The following is a 15,755-nucleotide window of genomic DNA, read 5'->3' on the forward strand; positions in this document are numbered from 1 at the left end:
CCGCCGTCGTCCCGGTAGCGATCGTCCTGGAAGTACCAGGACCGGCGACCATCCGACAGGCGGACCTGGATGCCCCATCCAGGTCCGCTGCGAGCCGGCCGCGATCTGCTCTTGTTCTTGCCCACCCCGACATCCTCCGGCCACGGGCAACCCGGACATGCCCGCCGTCGTCCTGCAGCTGACAAGCAGACACCTCTGCCACGACCATGCCTACGTGAACTCCGACGTCGTGACCGCCGCTCCCCTCAACCCGGGCAATGGCGGTGGCGGCGGTCCGGTGGACTGGCCTGTCTTCATCACCTTCGCGGTGGTCTTCCTCCTCGTCGGCGGCTGGATCGTCTGGAACAAGATCAAGGGGCGCGGCTGAAGCGGTCACACGAGCTGCGCCCGCAACGGCACCGGCCGCCGTCCCCTTGGTGGGGACGGCGGCCGGTGTCGTCGGGCGGTGCGGGTCAGGCGCGGCGGCGGGTGGCCACCAGGGCGCCGGCGCCGGTGGCCAGCAGGCCGCCGCCGACCATGGCCATCACCGCGGTCGGGGTGCCGGTGTTGGCCAGCACGGCCGGCTGCTGCGCGACCGGTTGCACCACGACGGGCGCGGCGACCGGCTGGGTGGGCTGCGCCGGGGTGGTCGGGTGCGCGCCCTCGTCGACCGCGCACGCCACGACCTCGCCGCTGCCGGTGATCGACGTCGTCAGGTCACCGACCAGGTAGACCTCGTAGTCGACGGTGAAGGCGCCCTCGGCGACGGTGGCGTCCTGGTCCTCGGTCACCGGGATGGTGACCGCGCCGGCGCCGGCCCCGTCGGTGTCGAACTCCGCCGGGACGAAGGGCTCGTCACCGGACGCAGACACGAAGCCCTTCGACGTGGAGACGACCACGTAGGACGAGTCGGGCAGCAGGCCGGTCGCCCGGAAGTCCAGCGTCAGGGTCTCGGGCACCAGGCAGTCGCGGGTGACGGCCAGCTCGGCCTCGCCCTGGCAGGTCTGCACGACCTCGACCTCGCCGGACGCGATCGTGTTCTCGTCCGGCTGCTCCACGTCGTAGTTCACGAAACCGGTGGCGTTCGGGACGAACTCGGTGAACAGCTCCACCACGCCGTCCTCGTCGGCGGGGAACGGCTCCGACCGGGCAGTGCGGTCGCCGTTCGCGTAGATCGTGTACGCCACGCCCGGCTCGGCACCCTCGACGTAGACGTCCAGCACGCCCACACCGTCGCAGCCCACCGAGGCGTAGACCTCGTGCGTCGGGAAGTCGCCGGGCGCGCAGTCGGGGAACGGCAACCCGCCGTCGCCCTCGGACTCCGCGGTCACCTGCAACGCGGGCAGGCAGCCCTCGTCGGTCCCCCCGGTCGGGTCGGCCGAGGCGATGCCGGCTCCCCCGGCCCACGCCACGGCGAACGCCGCACCCACCACTGCCCACTGCCGAACCCGCACGCACCGCTCCCGCCGTCGGGGTCCGGCCGGGCGCCGGACCTCAGGTGTCGGCGGGCAGGTTCACATCCGATCCGCAGGTTCCCGCAACGCAGACCCATGGTTGCGCGGACGATCCGGTCCGGCGTTGCGCGCCGCAACCGTCCGTGAGCGGACGGTGCAGTCCGCTACGACATTCGGCCCTCAGGCCCCGGCGGGGTCCAGCCGGTCGGCGGTCCAGGCCGCCGGCACGCAGACCAGCTCGTCGACCGCGGTGCCGGGCGAGCGGCGGCGGAGCATGCGACCGGTCGAGACCGCCACCAGGGGCGCGCTCGCACACCATCCGACCAACCCGGCCGCCACCCACCACATCACGGCGACAGGATGGCCCCCGCCGCGCGTCACAGGAAGGACCTGTGACGGCGTGTCACCAAGCGATTGCGATCAGTACGCTCCGGAACCCTTGACGACGGCGCCGAAGGTCTTGGCCAGGATCATGAAGTCGAAGGACAGCGACCAGTTCTCGACGTACCGCACGTCGATGCGCACCGACTCGTCCCACGACAGGTCCGACCGGCCGCTGATCTGCCACAGCCCGGTGATGCCCGGCTTCACCAGCAGCCGGCGCCGCATGTCGACGCCGTAGGCCTCGACCTCGCGGGTCACGTGCGGCCGCGGGCCGACCAGCGACATGCTGCCGCCGAGCACGTTGAACAGCTGGGGCAGCTCGTCGAGGGAGTAGCGCCGCAGCACCGCGCCGACCCCGGTGATGCGGGGGTCGGCCTTCATCTTGAACTGGACGTCGTTGCCCTCGTTCGAGGTGGCGAACAGCTGGTCGACCTCGCGGTCGGAACCCGGCCGCATGCTGCGGAACTTCAGCACCTCGAACGGCTGGCCGTCCATGCCGATGCGCTGGTGCCGGTAGAACACCGGACCGGGGCTGGTCAGCTTCACGGCCAGCGCGATCACCAGCAGCGCCGGCGCGGTCATGAGCACCAGCAGCCCGGCCACCGTGCGGTCGAAGGCCGACTTCGCCCAGCGCCGCGGGCCGCTGAACTCGGGGCTGTCCATGTGCAGCAGCGGCAGGCCCGAGACCGGCCGGATGGCGACCCGGGTACCGACGATCTCGGTCACCGCGGGCGCGAGCAGCAGCTCCGCGCGGGTGGCCTCCAGCTCCCAGCCCAGCCGGCGCAGGTCCGGCCCGTCGAGCTCGGGGGACGGCAGGACGGCGACGGTGTCGACCTCGTACCGGCGCACCACCTCCGCGACCTGGGTCATGTCGCCGAGCACCGGCAGGCCGTCGAACTCGTCCTGGGACTCGTCCACGCCCTGGCCGGGGGGCAGCACGCAGCCGATCACGCGGTAGCCGTGGTGGGCCTCGCGGTCGATCTGGCGGTGCAGGTGGGCCACGCCGCTGCGGTGGCCGACGATGACCGTGGTCTGGGTGTGCCGGCCGGCGATCCGCTGCCGGTGCAGCACCTTCCGGTGCACCCACCGGCCGAGCAGGGTCAGCACGGCGGCCATCGGGATGGCCGTCATGGTGAACCCGCGGGCCAGGTCGAGCTTGAGCGCCCAGGACACGAACGCCACGCCGCCCAGCAGCGCGAGGGTCGCGCGGGCCACCCGGCGGTACTCCTCCGGGCCGATCCAGAGGTAGCGCTCCTCGTAGCTGCGGGCGGCGAACATCAGCGCGACCCAGCCCAGCGGCATCGCGAAGGCGAGGAAGCGCGCCGCCGACTGCGGGACACCGTCGATGGGGGCGTCGTCCCCGAAGTGCAACCAGTAGCTCACCGCGGTGGCCAGCGTCGCGGCGACCAGGTCGGTCAGCGCGATGCGGCGGCGGTAGGCGCCCCGCCAGGCCCGGCGGGCGTCGGTCCCCTGGCCCCGGAGCCGGGACGCGAAGGGCCGACGGCGGGTCCGCAGCGGGCGGGCCGGCCGCGCGTGCGGCGCCCGCGCGGCGGTGCTCAGGTCGGTCGAGTCGATCACGTGGTTCGGTGTCCCCCGCACGGAGCCCCCGCGGGCCCTGGTGGTTCCTGCCGCCCTCCGTTGGACGCTGACTGGGGTGAACCGTAACCGCCGTCGTCACGCTCCGTCGCCCCGGAACAGGGTCTTGACAGCGAATGTCACGGGAAGTTCACGAACTCCGCGACGAGTCGCGGTTCATCGATCACGGTGAGTGACGACCACTCCGGAGTCGAGCCGCCGGTGTGCCGTTCTACGGCTCGACGCAGGACCGGATATGAGTCGACTCACACGGACCCCCACCCGAGGGGGTCACCACCGCCTCCGCGGGACAGCAATGCCCTCTACCCTCGTCCGCTGGAGACCGTCACGGCAGGGACGTCGGGCGACGAGCCTGAGGAGCCCCGTGTCCGAACAACCCGCAGCCGACCCCGCCGTCGAGGTGACCGCCCGCCGCGGCACGGTGTCCGGCGGGCTGTGGAACGCGGCCGCCACGGTGCTGCCGATGGGCAGCACGCTGGCGCTGTCCATCGTCATCAGCCGCGAGCTCGGCGCCGCCGTCCTGGGCGAGCAGAGCGTCATCGCCTACGTGGCCTCGCTGCTGGTCTCTGTCTTCATCTTCTCCTTCACCACGGCGAGCATCCAGCTGCTGGCCACCGCGGTCGGCGCCCGGGACGACGACCGGCTGGCCTGGCTGGCCCGCTGGTCGGGCTCGGCCCACCTGTCCGGCGGTGTGCTCGCGGCAGCCCTGATGACCGGCATCGGCATCTTCCGCGACGACTACAAGCTGCTGTGGTTCCTCGCCGCGGCCACGGCCCTGGTCGACGCGCTGGGCTGGTCGCGCACCGTCCGCGACATCGCCCACCGCGGCTGGACCCGCACCTCCCGGCGCCGGCTGGTCGCCCAGGCCGCCGCCCCGCTGATGTCCATCGCCGCCATCTACCTGGGCTGGGGCATCGAGGGCGTCTTCACCGCCCAGCTCGTGGTGGCCGTCGGCCTGCTGACCTCGCTGGCCTTCCTCGACCGGACCCTGCCGCACCCGCCCCGGCGCCGCGCCGGCCGGCCGGACTGGCGGCCGGTGGCCCGCACCTGGCTGATGTTCACCGGCTCGCTGCTGATCAGCCAGATCGTGCAGCGCCGCATCGAGCTGGTCTTCCTCGACCAGTACCACGACGGCCCGACCGTGGCCATGTTCTCGGTGGCGGCCAACGTCATCACCATCCCCGTCGTGCTCACCAGCACCCTCATCGGCGCCTCGCTGCCGGCCATCGCGGCGCGCTACGTGCAGGACCCCGACGTCGTCACCGCGGTCATGGGCCGCACCGCCCGGGTCGTGTGCACCCTCGGCGTCCTGCTCAGCGCCGCCACCCTCGCCGTCGGCCCGGGCCTGGTGCGCACCGCCTACGGCGCCGAGTTCACCCAGGCCGCCGAGATCGTGCGCTACCTGGCGCTCATGCTCCTGGTCGTCCCACTGGGCCAGGTCTGCACCACGCTGTGGACCGGCATCGGGCGGTTGACCCCCGTGCTGTGGTCCGGCGGCACCGCGGCCGCGGTCGACGTCCTGCTCTCGCTGGTGCTCATCCCGCCGTTCTCGCTCACCGGCGCGATCATCGCCACCTTCGCCGCGCAGACCGTCGGGGCCGTGCTGATCCTGGGCTACACGGTGCGGCGCGGCATCGCGCTGCAGCTCGCCCCGCTGCGACTGCTGGCGGCGGTCCTGGTCAGCGCCGTGGCCGCGGCGGCCGCGATCCTCGTCCGGGCCGAGGTCGACGGCCTGCTCGGCGACCTCGCCGCCGGCACCGTGTTCCTCGTGCTGGCCGCCGTCGGCGTCCGGCTGGCGCGGGTCTTCGCCCCCGCCGACCTCGGCTGGCTGGCCGACGCCCTGCCGGGGCCGGTCGGCCGCGGCGTCCGGCTGCTGGCGCCGTGACCCGCCGGGGGGACGGCGCCCTGCGCATCGCCCACGTCGTCGTCACGCCGTCCTTCGCCGGCACCGAGCGCTACGTCGTCGAGGTCGCCGCCGCCCAGGCCGACCGCGGCCACCGGGTGGCCGTCGTCGGCGGCTCCCCCGACCGGATGCGCTCCGAGCTGCCCGACGCCGTCGACTGGCTGCCCGGCGCCACCGCGCCCGCCGCGCTGACCTCCCTGCGCCGCTCCGGCCGCCGCGACGTCGTGCACTCCCACATGGCCAAGGCCGACTTCGTCGCGCTCGCCGCCGCCCCGGCCACCCGCGGCCGCCGGTTCTCCACCCGCCACATCACCGCGGCGCGGGGCTACGGGCGGGCGGCCCACCTGCTGGCCCCTGTGGTGCGGCGGGCGCTGCACGCCGAGCTGGCGGTCAGCGACTTCGTCGCCCGAGAGGTGGAGACCCGGCCCGACGTCGTGCTGCTCAACGGCGTGCGGCCGCAGGAGCCCGGCCCGGAGCAGCGCCGGCCCGTCGTCCTGGTCGCCCAGCGGCTCGCCCCGGAGAAGGACACCGGCACCGCTCTGGCCGCCTTCGCCGCGTCCGGGCTCGCCGCGCACGGCTGGACCCTCGTCGTCGCCGGCGACGGCCCCGAACGGGCCGACCTGCAGCACCGGGCGCTGGAGCTGGGCCTGGGCGGTGCCGTGGAGTTCCGCGGCTGGGTCGAGGACCCCGCCGACCTGCTGGCCTGCTCGGCCGTGCTGCTGTCGACGGCCCCCGCCGAGCCGTGCGGCCTGTCCATCCTGGAGGCCATGGCGGTGGCCACGCCGGTCGCCGCCGCCGCGGCCGGCGGCCCGCTGGAGACCGTGGGCCGCGCGCCCGGGGCGGCGCTGTTCCCGCCGGGCGACGCCGCGGCGGCCGGGGCGGTCCTGGCCCGGCTGGCCGGTGACCCCGCAGGGCGGGCCGCGTACGGCACCGCCCTGCGCGAGCTCCAGCGGTCGAGCTTCGACCTGGCCGGCCACGTGGACCGGCTGGAGCAGGTCTACCGGGCCTGACCCCGCAGGCCCAGCACGGCCCGCTTGGCACCGCGCAGGGCGCGCTTGTGCAGCGGGGCGGTGGCGAAGTCGATGACCCAGGCCCGGCGGGTGTGCTCGCCGTGGTTCTGGCCCGCGCCGTGGACCATGTAGAAGTCGTGCATCGTCACGCCACCGGCCCGGCAGGGCACGTCGACGGCGGAGTCGTCGTCGACCTCGAGGTGGAAGACCTCCTTGCCGCCGGGGCCGATGCGGGTCAGGTGCTCCATGCGGCCGGCCAGGTGGCTGCGCGGCACGTAGCGCATGCACCCGTCGACGACGTCGGTGTCCTGGAAGGGCACCCAGATCGCCAGGCCGTGGTCGAGCACCTGGTCGAACCCGGCGTCCTGGTGCCACGAGGTGCGCCCGCCGATGCCCGGGGGCTTGTAGATGGCGTGGTCGTAGGTGGAGTAGGTGCCGCTGCCCAGGACCGCGCGGGCCACCTCGTGCGCGGCCGCCCAGACGGCGGTGTCGCGCAGGCGGGGCTCGAGGGTGGAGCAGTCGAGGACCTCGGGGACCGTGGGGCGGCCCGGCTGGCCGCCGGTGCCCAGGTCGTGCGCCTTGTCGGCGGGCAGCTCGTCGAAGCGGTCGAACAACCCGTCCAGCAGGCGGCGGGTCTCGGCCAGGTCGGCCGCGCTGACCCCCAGCTCGGGGAGGTGGGCGTAGCCCTCGGACCGGACCTGGTCGGCGAGGTGGCCGTACCGGCCGGTCGGGGCCGTGGTGGACGTCATCCGGGCAAGGTATGACGCTCCGTGTGCACCGGGCCCGGCGAGTTCCCCGTTCTCCCGGCCTGTCGCGCCCCCCGGCGGCACGTCGTCACGCTGGGTGCAGCTCGCCTCGCACCGGACGGTCGGCCAGGTGGGCGGCCAGCCGCAGCGCCAGCGCCACGATCGTCAGGGTCGGGTTGGCGTACCCGGCGATCGGGAACACGCTGCTGCTGGCGACGTAGAGGCCCTCGACGCCGTGCACCCGCAGGTCGGGGTCCACCACGCCCTGCGCCGGGTCGACCGACATCCGGGTGGTGCCGGCCGGGTGGAAGGCGTCGGACACGGCCGCGCGCCAGGCGTCGTCGTCGGTCATCGCCGGCAGCTCGGTGACCTCGGCCAGCCCGTGCGACCGCAGGTCCTCGGCCACCCAGCGGGCCATCGTCCGGCTGGTGCGCACCTCGGTCTCCGACACCCGCCAGTCCACCCGCGGCAGCGGCAGCCCGAAGGCGTCCCGGTCGGCCGCGTCGAGGGTGACCCGGCTGTCGGGGTCGGGCACCTGCTCCAGCCACACGTCCAGCCGCACCCGCGACGCTGGCCGGCCCGAGGACAGCCCGCGCGCCCAGCGCCGCCAGCCCGTGCGGACCGTCGGGCCCACCGCGCGCAGCGCCAGCCGGAGGTCACCGGCCAGGCCCTGCGGCACCCGCCGCCGCTTGAGCGCACCGGCCAGCCGGCGGACGGCGTCCAGCTCGGGCTCCTCGACCTCGTGCACCAGCACCGCGTTGGCCGCCACCAGCTCCTCGCGCTCCTGCGCGGCGGGGGCCAGCCGGACCTTGGGCCAGATGCGGGCGTCGCGGGCGAACAGGTGCGACGTGCGGTCCTGCAGCCAGGCGCGCCGGGTGGGCGCGACCTCCAGCAGCGGCACGACCGGGTGGTCCTGCAGGAACCGGCCGGTCAGCGCGCGGCCGGTGCCCAGCCCCACCCCCTCGGGGTCGGACAGCATCAGCAGCCGGGCGCTCTCCACCGCCCCGGCGGCCACGACCACGCGGCCGGCGGCCAGGAACAGCTCCCGGCCGGCGGCGTCGCGCAGCTCGACGCCCTGCACCCGGTCCTCGACCACCCGCACCCCGACCGCGGTGGCCTGCACCAGCGTGGTCAGCGTGGTGCTGGTGCGCAGGTGCTCGTGGAACCGGTCGCCCAGGTGCGGGGTGGCCGTGTACTCGGCGAAGTCGGCCAGCAGGCGGTCGCCCGACCAGGGCAGGGGCGAGAGCCGGCGGTGCTCGGCCCACCGGGAGTCGTCGTAGCCCCGGCCGCTGAGCCCGAACCAGCGCTCGGCCGCGTCGTACCAGGGGTCGAGCACCTCGAGGTCCAGCGGCCAGCCGCTGTGCGGGAGCCAGGACCGCTGCGCCAGGTCGCCGCTGCGCAGCCGGGTGCACTGGCCGTGCCAGAGCTGGGTGGCCCCGCCCAGGCTGCGCTGGCGGCCGTCCTGCAGCCCGCGGTAGTGCAGGCCCCCGACCACCGCGCCCTCGTTCAGCGGCGCGGCGGCGGCGATCGCGGCGTCGTCCCGGGCGTCGCCGCCGGACTCCAGCAGCACCACCGGGGAGCCGAGCTCCTCCAGCCGGAGCGCGAGCGCCAGGCCGGCCGCTCCCCCACCCACCACGACGGTGGCGTCGGGTCGGGCCAGCTCGGGGGCCGAGGGCTCCAGGGTGGCCAGGTCGACGATCATGCGGTGCGGGGCTCCGTCCGTGGGGGCGGCCGACGGGTGCCGGCGTCCCCCCAGCATGACCGCCGCCACCGGCCCGTGCGCACCACCGGGCCGTGATCCCGGCGACCCCGGCACCGCTAGCGTCCACCCCGACGTCGGACCACCGGGGCCGCACCGCGTCCCCGCGCCCCCCGAGGAGCCCGCCCGTGCGCATCCTGCTGCTGCTGTCCGACCTCGGCGACAACGGGGCCCACCGGGTCGCGCTGGAGCGCGCCCTCGCCTGGCAGCGGGCCGGGGACGAGGTCGCCCTGCTCAGCCTCGTGCACCCCGGACCCGGTGACCTGGCGGTCCCCCGGGAGCTGCGCCTGCTGTTCGCCACCGACGACCCGCGGCCGCTGCGCGTCGCGCTGCCCGCGGGGCTGGCGCGTGCCCGCCGGTGGGCCGCCCGCGCCGACGTCGTGGTGTCCGCGACCGAGATCGGCCTCGGGCTGCTGGTGGCGACGGCGGCGGCCCGGGCCGCCCGGCGGCCGGTGAGCGTGCTCGTGCAGTCCGACCCGGCGCACGCCCTGGCCTCCTACGTGCCGCCCTGGGCGCAGCCACCCACCCGCGCGGCCCTGGCCACGGCGACCCAGGCGGTCTGCGTCGGCGTCGACCTCGCCGCCCGGGTGGCCCCGCTGCGGCACGACCGGGAGACCGTCGCGGTGCCCAACGCCGTGCCCGGGCCGGAGGTCGCCGCCGCCGCGCGCCGCGGCCCCCGCCGCGACCCCGGCGCACCCCCGCTGGTGGTGGGCTGCGGCCGGCTGACCCGGCAGAAGGGCTTCGACCTGCTGCTGGAGGCCGTGGCGGCGGCCCGCGGGCTCGGCGCACCGGCCGTGGAGGTGGTCGTGCTGGGCGAGGGCGACGACCGGACGGCGCTCGAGGCGCAGGCGGAGCGGCTGCTCGGCCCCGGCGTGGTCGCCTTCCCCGGGCACGTCGCGGACCCGCACGCCGTCGTCGGGACGGCGGACGTGTTCGTGTTGCCCTCGCGCTGGGAGGGGTACGCGCTGGCGCTGGTCGAGGCGCTGGCCGCCGGGACGCCGTGCGTGGCCCTCGACTGCCCGACCGGGCCCCGCGAGGTGCTCGCCGACGGGGCGTTCGGCGCCCTGGTCCCTGCGGAGGACGTGCCCGCGCTGGCCCGGGCGCTGGCCGACCACCTGGCCGACCCCGCCCCGCTGCGGGCCGCCGCCGCCCGGGCGGTGGTGGAGGCACCGCGGATGTTCGACCCGGCCGCCGCCGCGGCCGAGCACCGGGCCGCGCTGGCCCGCCTGGTCGACGGCCGGCGCTGACCCGGGGCCGTCAGGCCCTCGGGGTGGCCAGGGCGGCGAGGGCGTCCTGCACGGCCTGCGGCGCGGGGCCGGCGGCGACCGCGGCCACCGCGCCCGCCAGCCGCCCCGGGCGGGAGGTGGCCAGCACGACCTCGTCCACGCCCTCGGGACGGCGGGCCAGCAGCGCGCGGGCCAGGCCGTCCTCGGCGTCGTAGCCGGTGCCGGCCACCGCGGCCCGCCACCGCTGCGCGGCGGCGGGGTCCTCGCGCAGCCGGTCGCCGAGCTGCCGCAGCGCCCCGCCACCGGCGCCGAGCAGGCCGTGCCCGACCCGCGTGGTCACCGTGGGCGGCAGGTGCACCGGCGGGTCCAGCGGGCCGGCGGCGTACTGGGCGACGGTGAGCACGCCCTCGCCCCGCTCGACGGCCGCCGCGGTGAGCTCGACCTGGGTGGCCACGCCCACCGCGCCGACGTCCCCGGCCTGCACCGCGCGGCGCAGCACGGCGACCAGCTCCGGGGTGACCTCCGCGGGCTGCACCTCGTGCAGCAGGTAGCGGTCGATGCGCCCGCCGAGCCGGCGCAGCGACTCCGCCAGCGACTCCTGCACGGCGGCCGGGTCGAACCGGCCGCGGGAGCGCTCCTGGCTGGCCTTCCTCAGCCGGCGGGTGACCGCCTCGGGCAGCACCGCCCGCGCGACCCGGACCAGCTGCCGGCCACCGCCGCGGGTGCCCAGCGCCGGGGCCAGGCCGACCTTGGTGGCCACCACCTGCACGCCCTCGCGCCCGGCCAGGAAGGCGCCCAGCTCGGCCTCGGTGCGCCCGCCGCCGTAGGAGGGCGCGGTGTCGAACCGGCGGACGCCGGCGTCCCACGCCTCCTGCAGCAGGGCGCGCGACGCGTCGTCGCCCTCGACGAGGCCGAACAGGTGGGCCGTGCCGGCGACGACGGTCGGGGGCACGGCCGGTGCGGGGGTGGCGGTCACCCAGGCGAAGGTACGGCCCCGGTCCTACCCGCGGCGGCGGAGCAGCAGCTCCCGCCGCACCCGCAGCGGGACCCGGGCCAGCCGCGACCGGTCGACCCGGCCCAGCCAGCGGGCGGCCCACCGCACCGGGCCGGGGCTCAGCCGCACGGTGCCGGCCAGCCAGAACGTCGGCTCCCGCCAGGTCGCCGGTCCCACCCCGGCCCGGCGCAGCAGCCGGCGGGCGGTGAGCGGGCGGGCCAGCGGCCACCAGCGCTGGTTGGCGAAGTCCTCCCCGTAGGGCTGGGCGCCCCAGGCCAGGGCCTCGGCGCGGGTGGGGTGCCGCCACAGGTCCAGCAGCTGCTGCCAGGCCGTCGGCCGCAGGTCCACCGCCGTGCCGGGCGGGTCGCCGTCGACGAAGGCGGCCACCGCGAGGTCGAGCGCGGCGCGGTAGTCGGCGAACCCCCACCCGGCCGTCGCGGGGTTGACCGGCGCCGACAGCACCGGGCCGACCCGGCCGTCGCGCTCGGCGAACCCGGTGGTGGTGCCCTCGCCGCCCATGGCCAGGGTCTCCACCAGCATCACCGGGTCCTCGCCCGGCCGGCTGCGGGCGTGCCGGCCGCGCGCCTCGTCCAGCAGCCAGCCCGCGCTGCGGTCGAACAGCTCGTCGCCCATCGTGCGCTGCGCCGGGGCCAGCAGGCCGACGAACAGGTGCGCGGCGGGCACCGGCCGGCCGGCGGCGGTGAGCAGGTCCTCCAGCGCGCGGGTGGCCCGGCCGGTCCAGCCGACGTCGACGAACCCGACCCGGCCGGGGGCGGTCACGCCCTCCTGGTCCAGGTAGGCCAGCAGCAGGTCCGCGCGCCCGCCGGCCCGCCGGGCCGCCTCGGCGCCCACCGGGCCCGACGCCAGCGCGGCGAGGAACGCCGGGGCCCCCGCGCCCAGCGGCCGGTCCGCGGTCCCCGGCGGCACGGCGGCCGGGTCGAGGGCGGCGGCCTCGTCGGGGTCGAGGTCGAGCAGGTGCAGCAGCTCGCGCGGGCTCAGGTCCTCCACCGCAAGCCCGTCGGGCACCCACAGGTCGGCCAGCACGTCGTGCCCGGGCCGGCCGGCCGACGCCAGGGTCCAGCTGCGCCGGGACCCGTGCAGGTAGCGCAGCTCGGGCGCCCCGGGCCGGGACGCCGCCAGCCGCGCGGTCACCTCGCGCAGCACCTCGCCGTCCCGGGCCACGAAGTACAGCCGGTCCAGTCCGCGGCGGGCGGCCTCGTCCAGCACCCAGCGGGCGAACCCGGCGAACAGCGGCAGCGCCACCGTGCCGGCCACCGAGACCAGGCCGGCGTCCAGGCCGGCGGCGGCGCCCTGCAGCCGGGCGGTGCGGGCCGCGGCGGCCAGCCGGGCCGCCAGGCCGTCGGTGGCCCGCCCGCCGGCGGCCAGCAGCCGTTCCCGGCCGGCCAGGTGCGCGCTGCCGTCGAGGGTGACCTGCCAGCCCCGCTCCAGGGCGTGCACGCCGTCGGACCAGCGGTCGTCCCCGGTGTGCCGCAGCTCCCCGGCCGGGTCGCCGAGCCGCTCGCGGACGACGTCGAAGAGCGCGCCGTGCTGCTTGGAGCTGCCCGTGTCGGCCGAGGCGACCAGGTCGTCGCCGTCCCGGAACAGGCCCTCCCGCCGCAGCACCTCGACGAGGAACGCGGCGGGCAGCGGGGTGTCGGAGACGAACACCACGCCCCGGCCGGTCGCGGCGCGGGCGGCGTCCACGCGGGCCACCGCGCCGGGCACGGCGCGGCAGGCGGCCCGCTCCACCTCGAGCTCGGCGGCCTCGAGGTGCGCGGCGGCACCGGGCACGCCGAGCCGGTCGGCGACGTCCCGGGCGAGGTCGGCCAGCCGCGGGTGCACCGCGACGTCGGGGGTGCGGTCGTCCTGGGCGGCCCGCCGGGCGGCGGCGTAGACCGCCGGGGAGACCGGCAGGACGCACCGGGCCCGCAGCAGGCGGCCGGTCTCCTCGGCCACGTGCTCGGGGCCGCCCAGGGCGCGCACCAGCACGGTCTCGAAGACGTCGAACGTCGCGACCGCCACGGCTCCCCTCCCGGGCCGCGTGCACCACGACCCCGGAGGCACCGTAGGGGGTTACGGAGCCGACCGGGACCCGTTCCTCCCCCGCCGGGGTGAGGTGCTCAGCCGGCGCCGGGCAGCAGCCGGTCGACCAGCGCACCGACGGCGGTCACCGCGGCGGCCGGCCGGAACCGGTCGCGGTAGAGCTGCTCGCCCGCGTCGACGAGCCGGTCGCGCAGCTCCGCGTCCTTCACCAGCCGGGCCACCGCCTCCGCCGTCCCGGCGGCGTCGTCGCGCAGCAGCAGGTGCTCGCCGTCGACGGCGCCGGTGCCCTCGCTGCCCAGCGTCGTGCTGACCACCGGCCGGCGGTGGGCGAAGGCCTCCAGCACCTTCAGCCGCGTGCCGCCGCCGTAGCGCATCGGCACCACGACGACGTCGGCGCCGGCCAGCTCGGTGCCGACCTCCTCGACCGGCCCGACCACCTCGACGCCGGGCAGGTCGGCCAGCTCGGCGACCCGGTGCGCCTCGCGGCCGACCAGGCGCAGCCGGGCGCCGGGCAGCAGCCGGCGGACCGCCGGCAGCACCTCGCGCGCGCCCCACCCGGCGGCGTCCACGTTCTGGTCGGTGCCCCAGTTGGCCACCAGGGCCAGCACCGGGGCGCCCGGGTGCTCACCGGCCGGGGGCGGCGGCACGGACGCCGGCTCCGGGTAGGTGTTGGGCAGCACGGCCACCGGCCCGGTGCCGAAGCGCTGCGCGTCCAGCTCGCTGCAGACCACCACCGCGTCGGCCCAGCCGGCGACGTCGTCCTGGATGCGCTGCCACAGCGGCAGCTCCAGCCGGCGCTGCACCCGCTCGACCCGGCCGCCGCTGCCGGCCTCCAGGTAGGCCCGCCACTTCTCGGTCTCGACGTCGTCGCAGTCGACCACCCAGCGGGCGCGCGGGAACCGCCGCGCCAGCACGGGGTGCAGCGCCCGCGCGTGGTCCAGCCCGCCGAACCAGACCAGGTCGTAGTCCTCGGCCAGCCACGGGCCGAGCTCGGCCTCGACGACGTCCCAGCGCTGGGCGCCGACGTGCACCGGCAGCCGGCGGGCCAGCGCCGTGGCCGCCCCGGCCACCCGGCCGCGCGGGGCCGGCTGCACCCGCAGCCACCGCTGCACCTCGACGCCGGGGGGCACCGGGTCACCGCCCTCGGGGGCGGTGGAGAAGAGCACGGCCAGGTCCACCCGGCCCGCGGCGGCCAGCCCGCGCAGCACCCCGGCGCAGCGCAGCCGCTTCCCCCCGTCGGCCGGCTGCGCCACGTCGGGGAGCGTCACCAGGATGCGGGGCCCCTGCCCCGTCACTCAGTTCCCCTCGCGGTCGGCCACGTCGTCGCCGTCCCGCGTGATGCCGGTCATCGTCACGTCCGCGTCGTCGTCGTTCGTGCCGTACACCGAGTCCGGGCCGTCGCCGTCGAGGGCGAGGTCGGTGAGCGAGATGCCCCCGACGCTGCCGGCGTCCACGACCACGCCCAGCCAGCGGCTGGCGCTCGGGCGGGTGTCGGAGACCTCCAGGTCGGACACGGTCACGTCGTCGACCGACCGGCCGTCGGCACCGCTGTAGACCAGGACCGCACCGTGGTCGATGCCCTCGTCGGTGTTGGCGTCGGTGACCGACCCGCCCTCGACCCGGACGCCGTCCACCGAGGTGGTGTCGTAGCTGCCCTCGGCGGCCACGTAGACCCCGGCCGCGGCCGTGTCGGACACGGTGATGTCGGTGTAGGTGACGTCGGTGCCGCCGACCACCGAGATGCCGCGGGCGTCGGTGCCGTCGACGACCGGCGAGACCACCCGGATGCGCGCGCACGGGTCGCCGTCCTGGGCGTAGGACACCACCGCCACGCCGTCGTCGCCGACGTCGCGGACCTGCGGGGCGAGCACCTCGCCGTCCGATGCCCCGGCCGTGATGTGCACGCCGTCGGCGCGGGTGCCGCTGACCTGCACGCCGTCGAGCACGAAGTCGCGGGTGCCGTAGACGTAGATGCCGGCCGCGGCCGAGCCCTCGACGGAGACGTCGCGCACGACGACGCCGCTGTGGCCGTCCAGCCACAGCCGCTGCTGCTCGAAGGCGTCGAAGCGGCGGGAGGTCTCCTCGATGGTCAGCCGCACGTCCTGCACGACGACGTCGTCGGCGGCGACCTTCAGCGCGGACCGCTCCTCGTCGGTCGACAGCAGCGTGCCGCCCCCGGTCAGCACCGCGCCCGGGACCGAGAGGGTGAGGACGTCGTCGACCGCGTAGGTGCGGCCCTCGGCCAGCAGCACCGCGCCACCGGGGCGGACGGCGTCGAAGGCCTCCTGCACCGCGGCGGTGTCGTCGGTGCGGCCGTCGCCCACCGCGCCGTAGTCCTCCACGCGGACGGCGTCGGCCGGGTCGTAGGCCGCCTGGTCGGGGTCGCCGGACCCGCCCCGGCCGGTCAGCCACCAGACCAGGCCGGCGGCGACCAGGAGCACGACCACGGCGGCGGCGATCAGCGGTCCCCGCCGGCGGCGGGTCGGGGGCGCCTGCTCGGGCGGGGCGTCCTGGGGCGGGGCGGTCGAGCTGCCGGTGGCGGCCATGAGCACTGTCCCGTCGTCGGTCGAGGGCCGGGGGGCGTGGTGCGGCTCTGCACACATTGCTGCGCCGAAGGGTCCACCTGGGCCAGTTGCCAGGCTCGGTCGTGGATACTCGAAC

At 76.9% G+C, this 15,755-nt stretch carries 12 protein-coding genes; 4 read left to right on the plus strand and 8 right to left on the minus strand.

Annotation, left to right across the window (positions count from 1 at the left end; genetic code table 11):
* Positions 1-214 precede the first annotated feature (214 nt).
* Positions 215-367: a hypothetical protein gene (locus tag BLT39_RS22205; protein WP_165640115.1), complete on the plus strand. Its 153-nt coding sequence runs from the start codon at positions 215-217 to the stop codon at positions 365-367.
* Between the two features lie 85 nt (positions 368-452).
* On the opposite strand, the gene BLT39_RS03180 is transcribed toward BLT39_RS22205, so the two are convergent.
* Both BLT39_RS03180 and BLT39_RS03185 read right to left on the minus strand, forming a co-directional pair.
* Positions 453-1,433, minus strand: coding sequence for an LPXTG cell wall anchor domain-containing protein (locus tag BLT39_RS03180; RefSeq protein WP_131801395.1), 981 nt, complete (start codon positions 1,431-1,433; stop codon positions 453-455).
* Positions 1,434-1,853: 420 nt separating this feature from the next.
* Entirely contained in the window at positions 1,854-3,395 is a 1,542-nt protein-coding gene (locus BLT39_RS03185; RefSeq protein ID WP_278246932.1) for a sugar transferase, read from the minus strand.
* 382 nt (positions 3,396-3,777) lie between these two features.
* Between BLT39_RS03185 and BLT39_RS03190 the strand changes: the two genes are divergently transcribed.
* Positions 3,778-5,298, plus strand: a complete 1,521-nt coding sequence (locus tag BLT39_RS03190; RefSeq protein WP_165640116.1) for a lipopolysaccharide biosynthesis protein — start codon at positions 3,778-3,780, stop codon at positions 5,296-5,298.
* Positions 5,295-6,326, plus strand: coding sequence for a glycosyltransferase (locus tag BLT39_RS03195; protein WP_091058408.1), 1,032 nt, complete (start codon positions 5,295-5,297; stop codon positions 6,324-6,326). The genes BLT39_RS03190 and BLT39_RS03195 overlap by 4 nt, the downstream gene beginning before the upstream one ends.
* Here the strand turns inward: BLT39_RS03195 and BLT39_RS03200 are convergent.
* Positions 6,314-7,075, minus strand: a complete 762-nt coding sequence (locus tag BLT39_RS03200) for a phytanoyl-CoA dioxygenase family protein (RefSeq protein WP_091058409.1) — start codon at positions 7,073-7,075, stop codon at positions 6,314-6,316. The genes BLT39_RS03195 and BLT39_RS03200 overlap by 13 nt on opposite strands.
* 85 nt (positions 7,076-7,160) lie before the next feature.
* Entirely contained in the window at positions 7,161-8,774 is a 1,614-nt protein-coding gene (locus BLT39_RS03205) for an FAD-dependent oxidoreductase (RefSeq protein WP_165640117.1), read from the minus strand.
* A gap of 185 nt (positions 8,775-8,959) precedes the next feature.
* Between BLT39_RS03205 and BLT39_RS03210 the strand changes: the two genes are divergently transcribed.
* Positions 8,960-10,078, plus strand: a complete 1,119-nt coding sequence (locus tag BLT39_RS03210; RefSeq protein ID WP_131801396.1) for a glycosyltransferase — start codon at positions 8,960-8,962, stop codon at positions 10,076-10,078.
* Between the two features lie 10 nt (positions 10,079-10,088).
* Here the strand turns inward: BLT39_RS03210 and BLT39_RS03215 are convergent, their stop codons facing one another.
* From BLT39_RS03215 to BLT39_RS03230, 4 genes are all read right to left on the minus strand, one after another.
* Positions 10,089-11,033, minus strand: coding sequence for an aldo/keto reductase (locus BLT39_RS03215; protein ID WP_091058415.1), 945 nt, complete (start codon positions 11,031-11,033; stop codon positions 10,089-10,091).
* A 24-nt stretch (positions 11,034-11,057) separates the two neighbouring features.
* Positions 11,058-13,073, minus strand: coding sequence for a hypothetical protein (locus BLT39_RS03220; RefSeq protein ID WP_091058417.1), 2,016 nt, complete (start codon positions 13,071-13,073; stop codon positions 11,058-11,060).
* A 98-nt stretch (positions 13,074-13,171) separates the two neighbouring features.
* Positions 13,172-14,389 carry a glycosyltransferase family 4 protein gene (locus tag BLT39_RS03225; protein WP_091058420.1) on the minus strand — a complete coding sequence of 406 codons (1,218 nt, stop codon included), beginning with the start codon at positions 14,387-14,389 and terminating at the stop codon, positions 13,172-13,174.
* Complete coding sequence (locus BLT39_RS03230; protein ID WP_165640118.1) at positions 14,390-15,640, minus strand: glycosyl hydrolase family 28-related protein; 1,251 nt, start codon at positions 15,638-15,640, stop codon at positions 14,390-14,392. It lies immediately after the preceding gene.
* Positions 15,641-15,755: the final 115 nt, after the last annotated feature.

It is taken from the genome of Klenkia brasiliensis (assembly GCF_900100695.1).
Lineage (GTDB): Bacteria > Actinomycetota > Actinomycetes > Mycobacteriales > Geodermatophilaceae > Klenkia > Klenkia brasiliensis.

Bases quoted from the DNA above. Each gene is read 5' to 3' on its own strand.
- BLT39_RS03230 (WP_165640118.1), bottom strand. From the start codon at position 15,640: ATGGCCGCCACCGGCAGCTCGACCGCCCCGCCCCAGGACGCCCCGCCC.
- BLT39_RS03200 (WP_091058409.1), bottom strand. From the start codon at position 7,075: ATGACGTCCACCACGGCCCCGACCGGCCGGTACGGCCACCTCGCCGAC.
- BLT39_RS03205 (WP_165640117.1), bottom strand. From the start codon at position 8,774: ATGATCGTCGACCTGGCCACCCTGGAGCCCTCGGCCCCCGAGCTGGCC.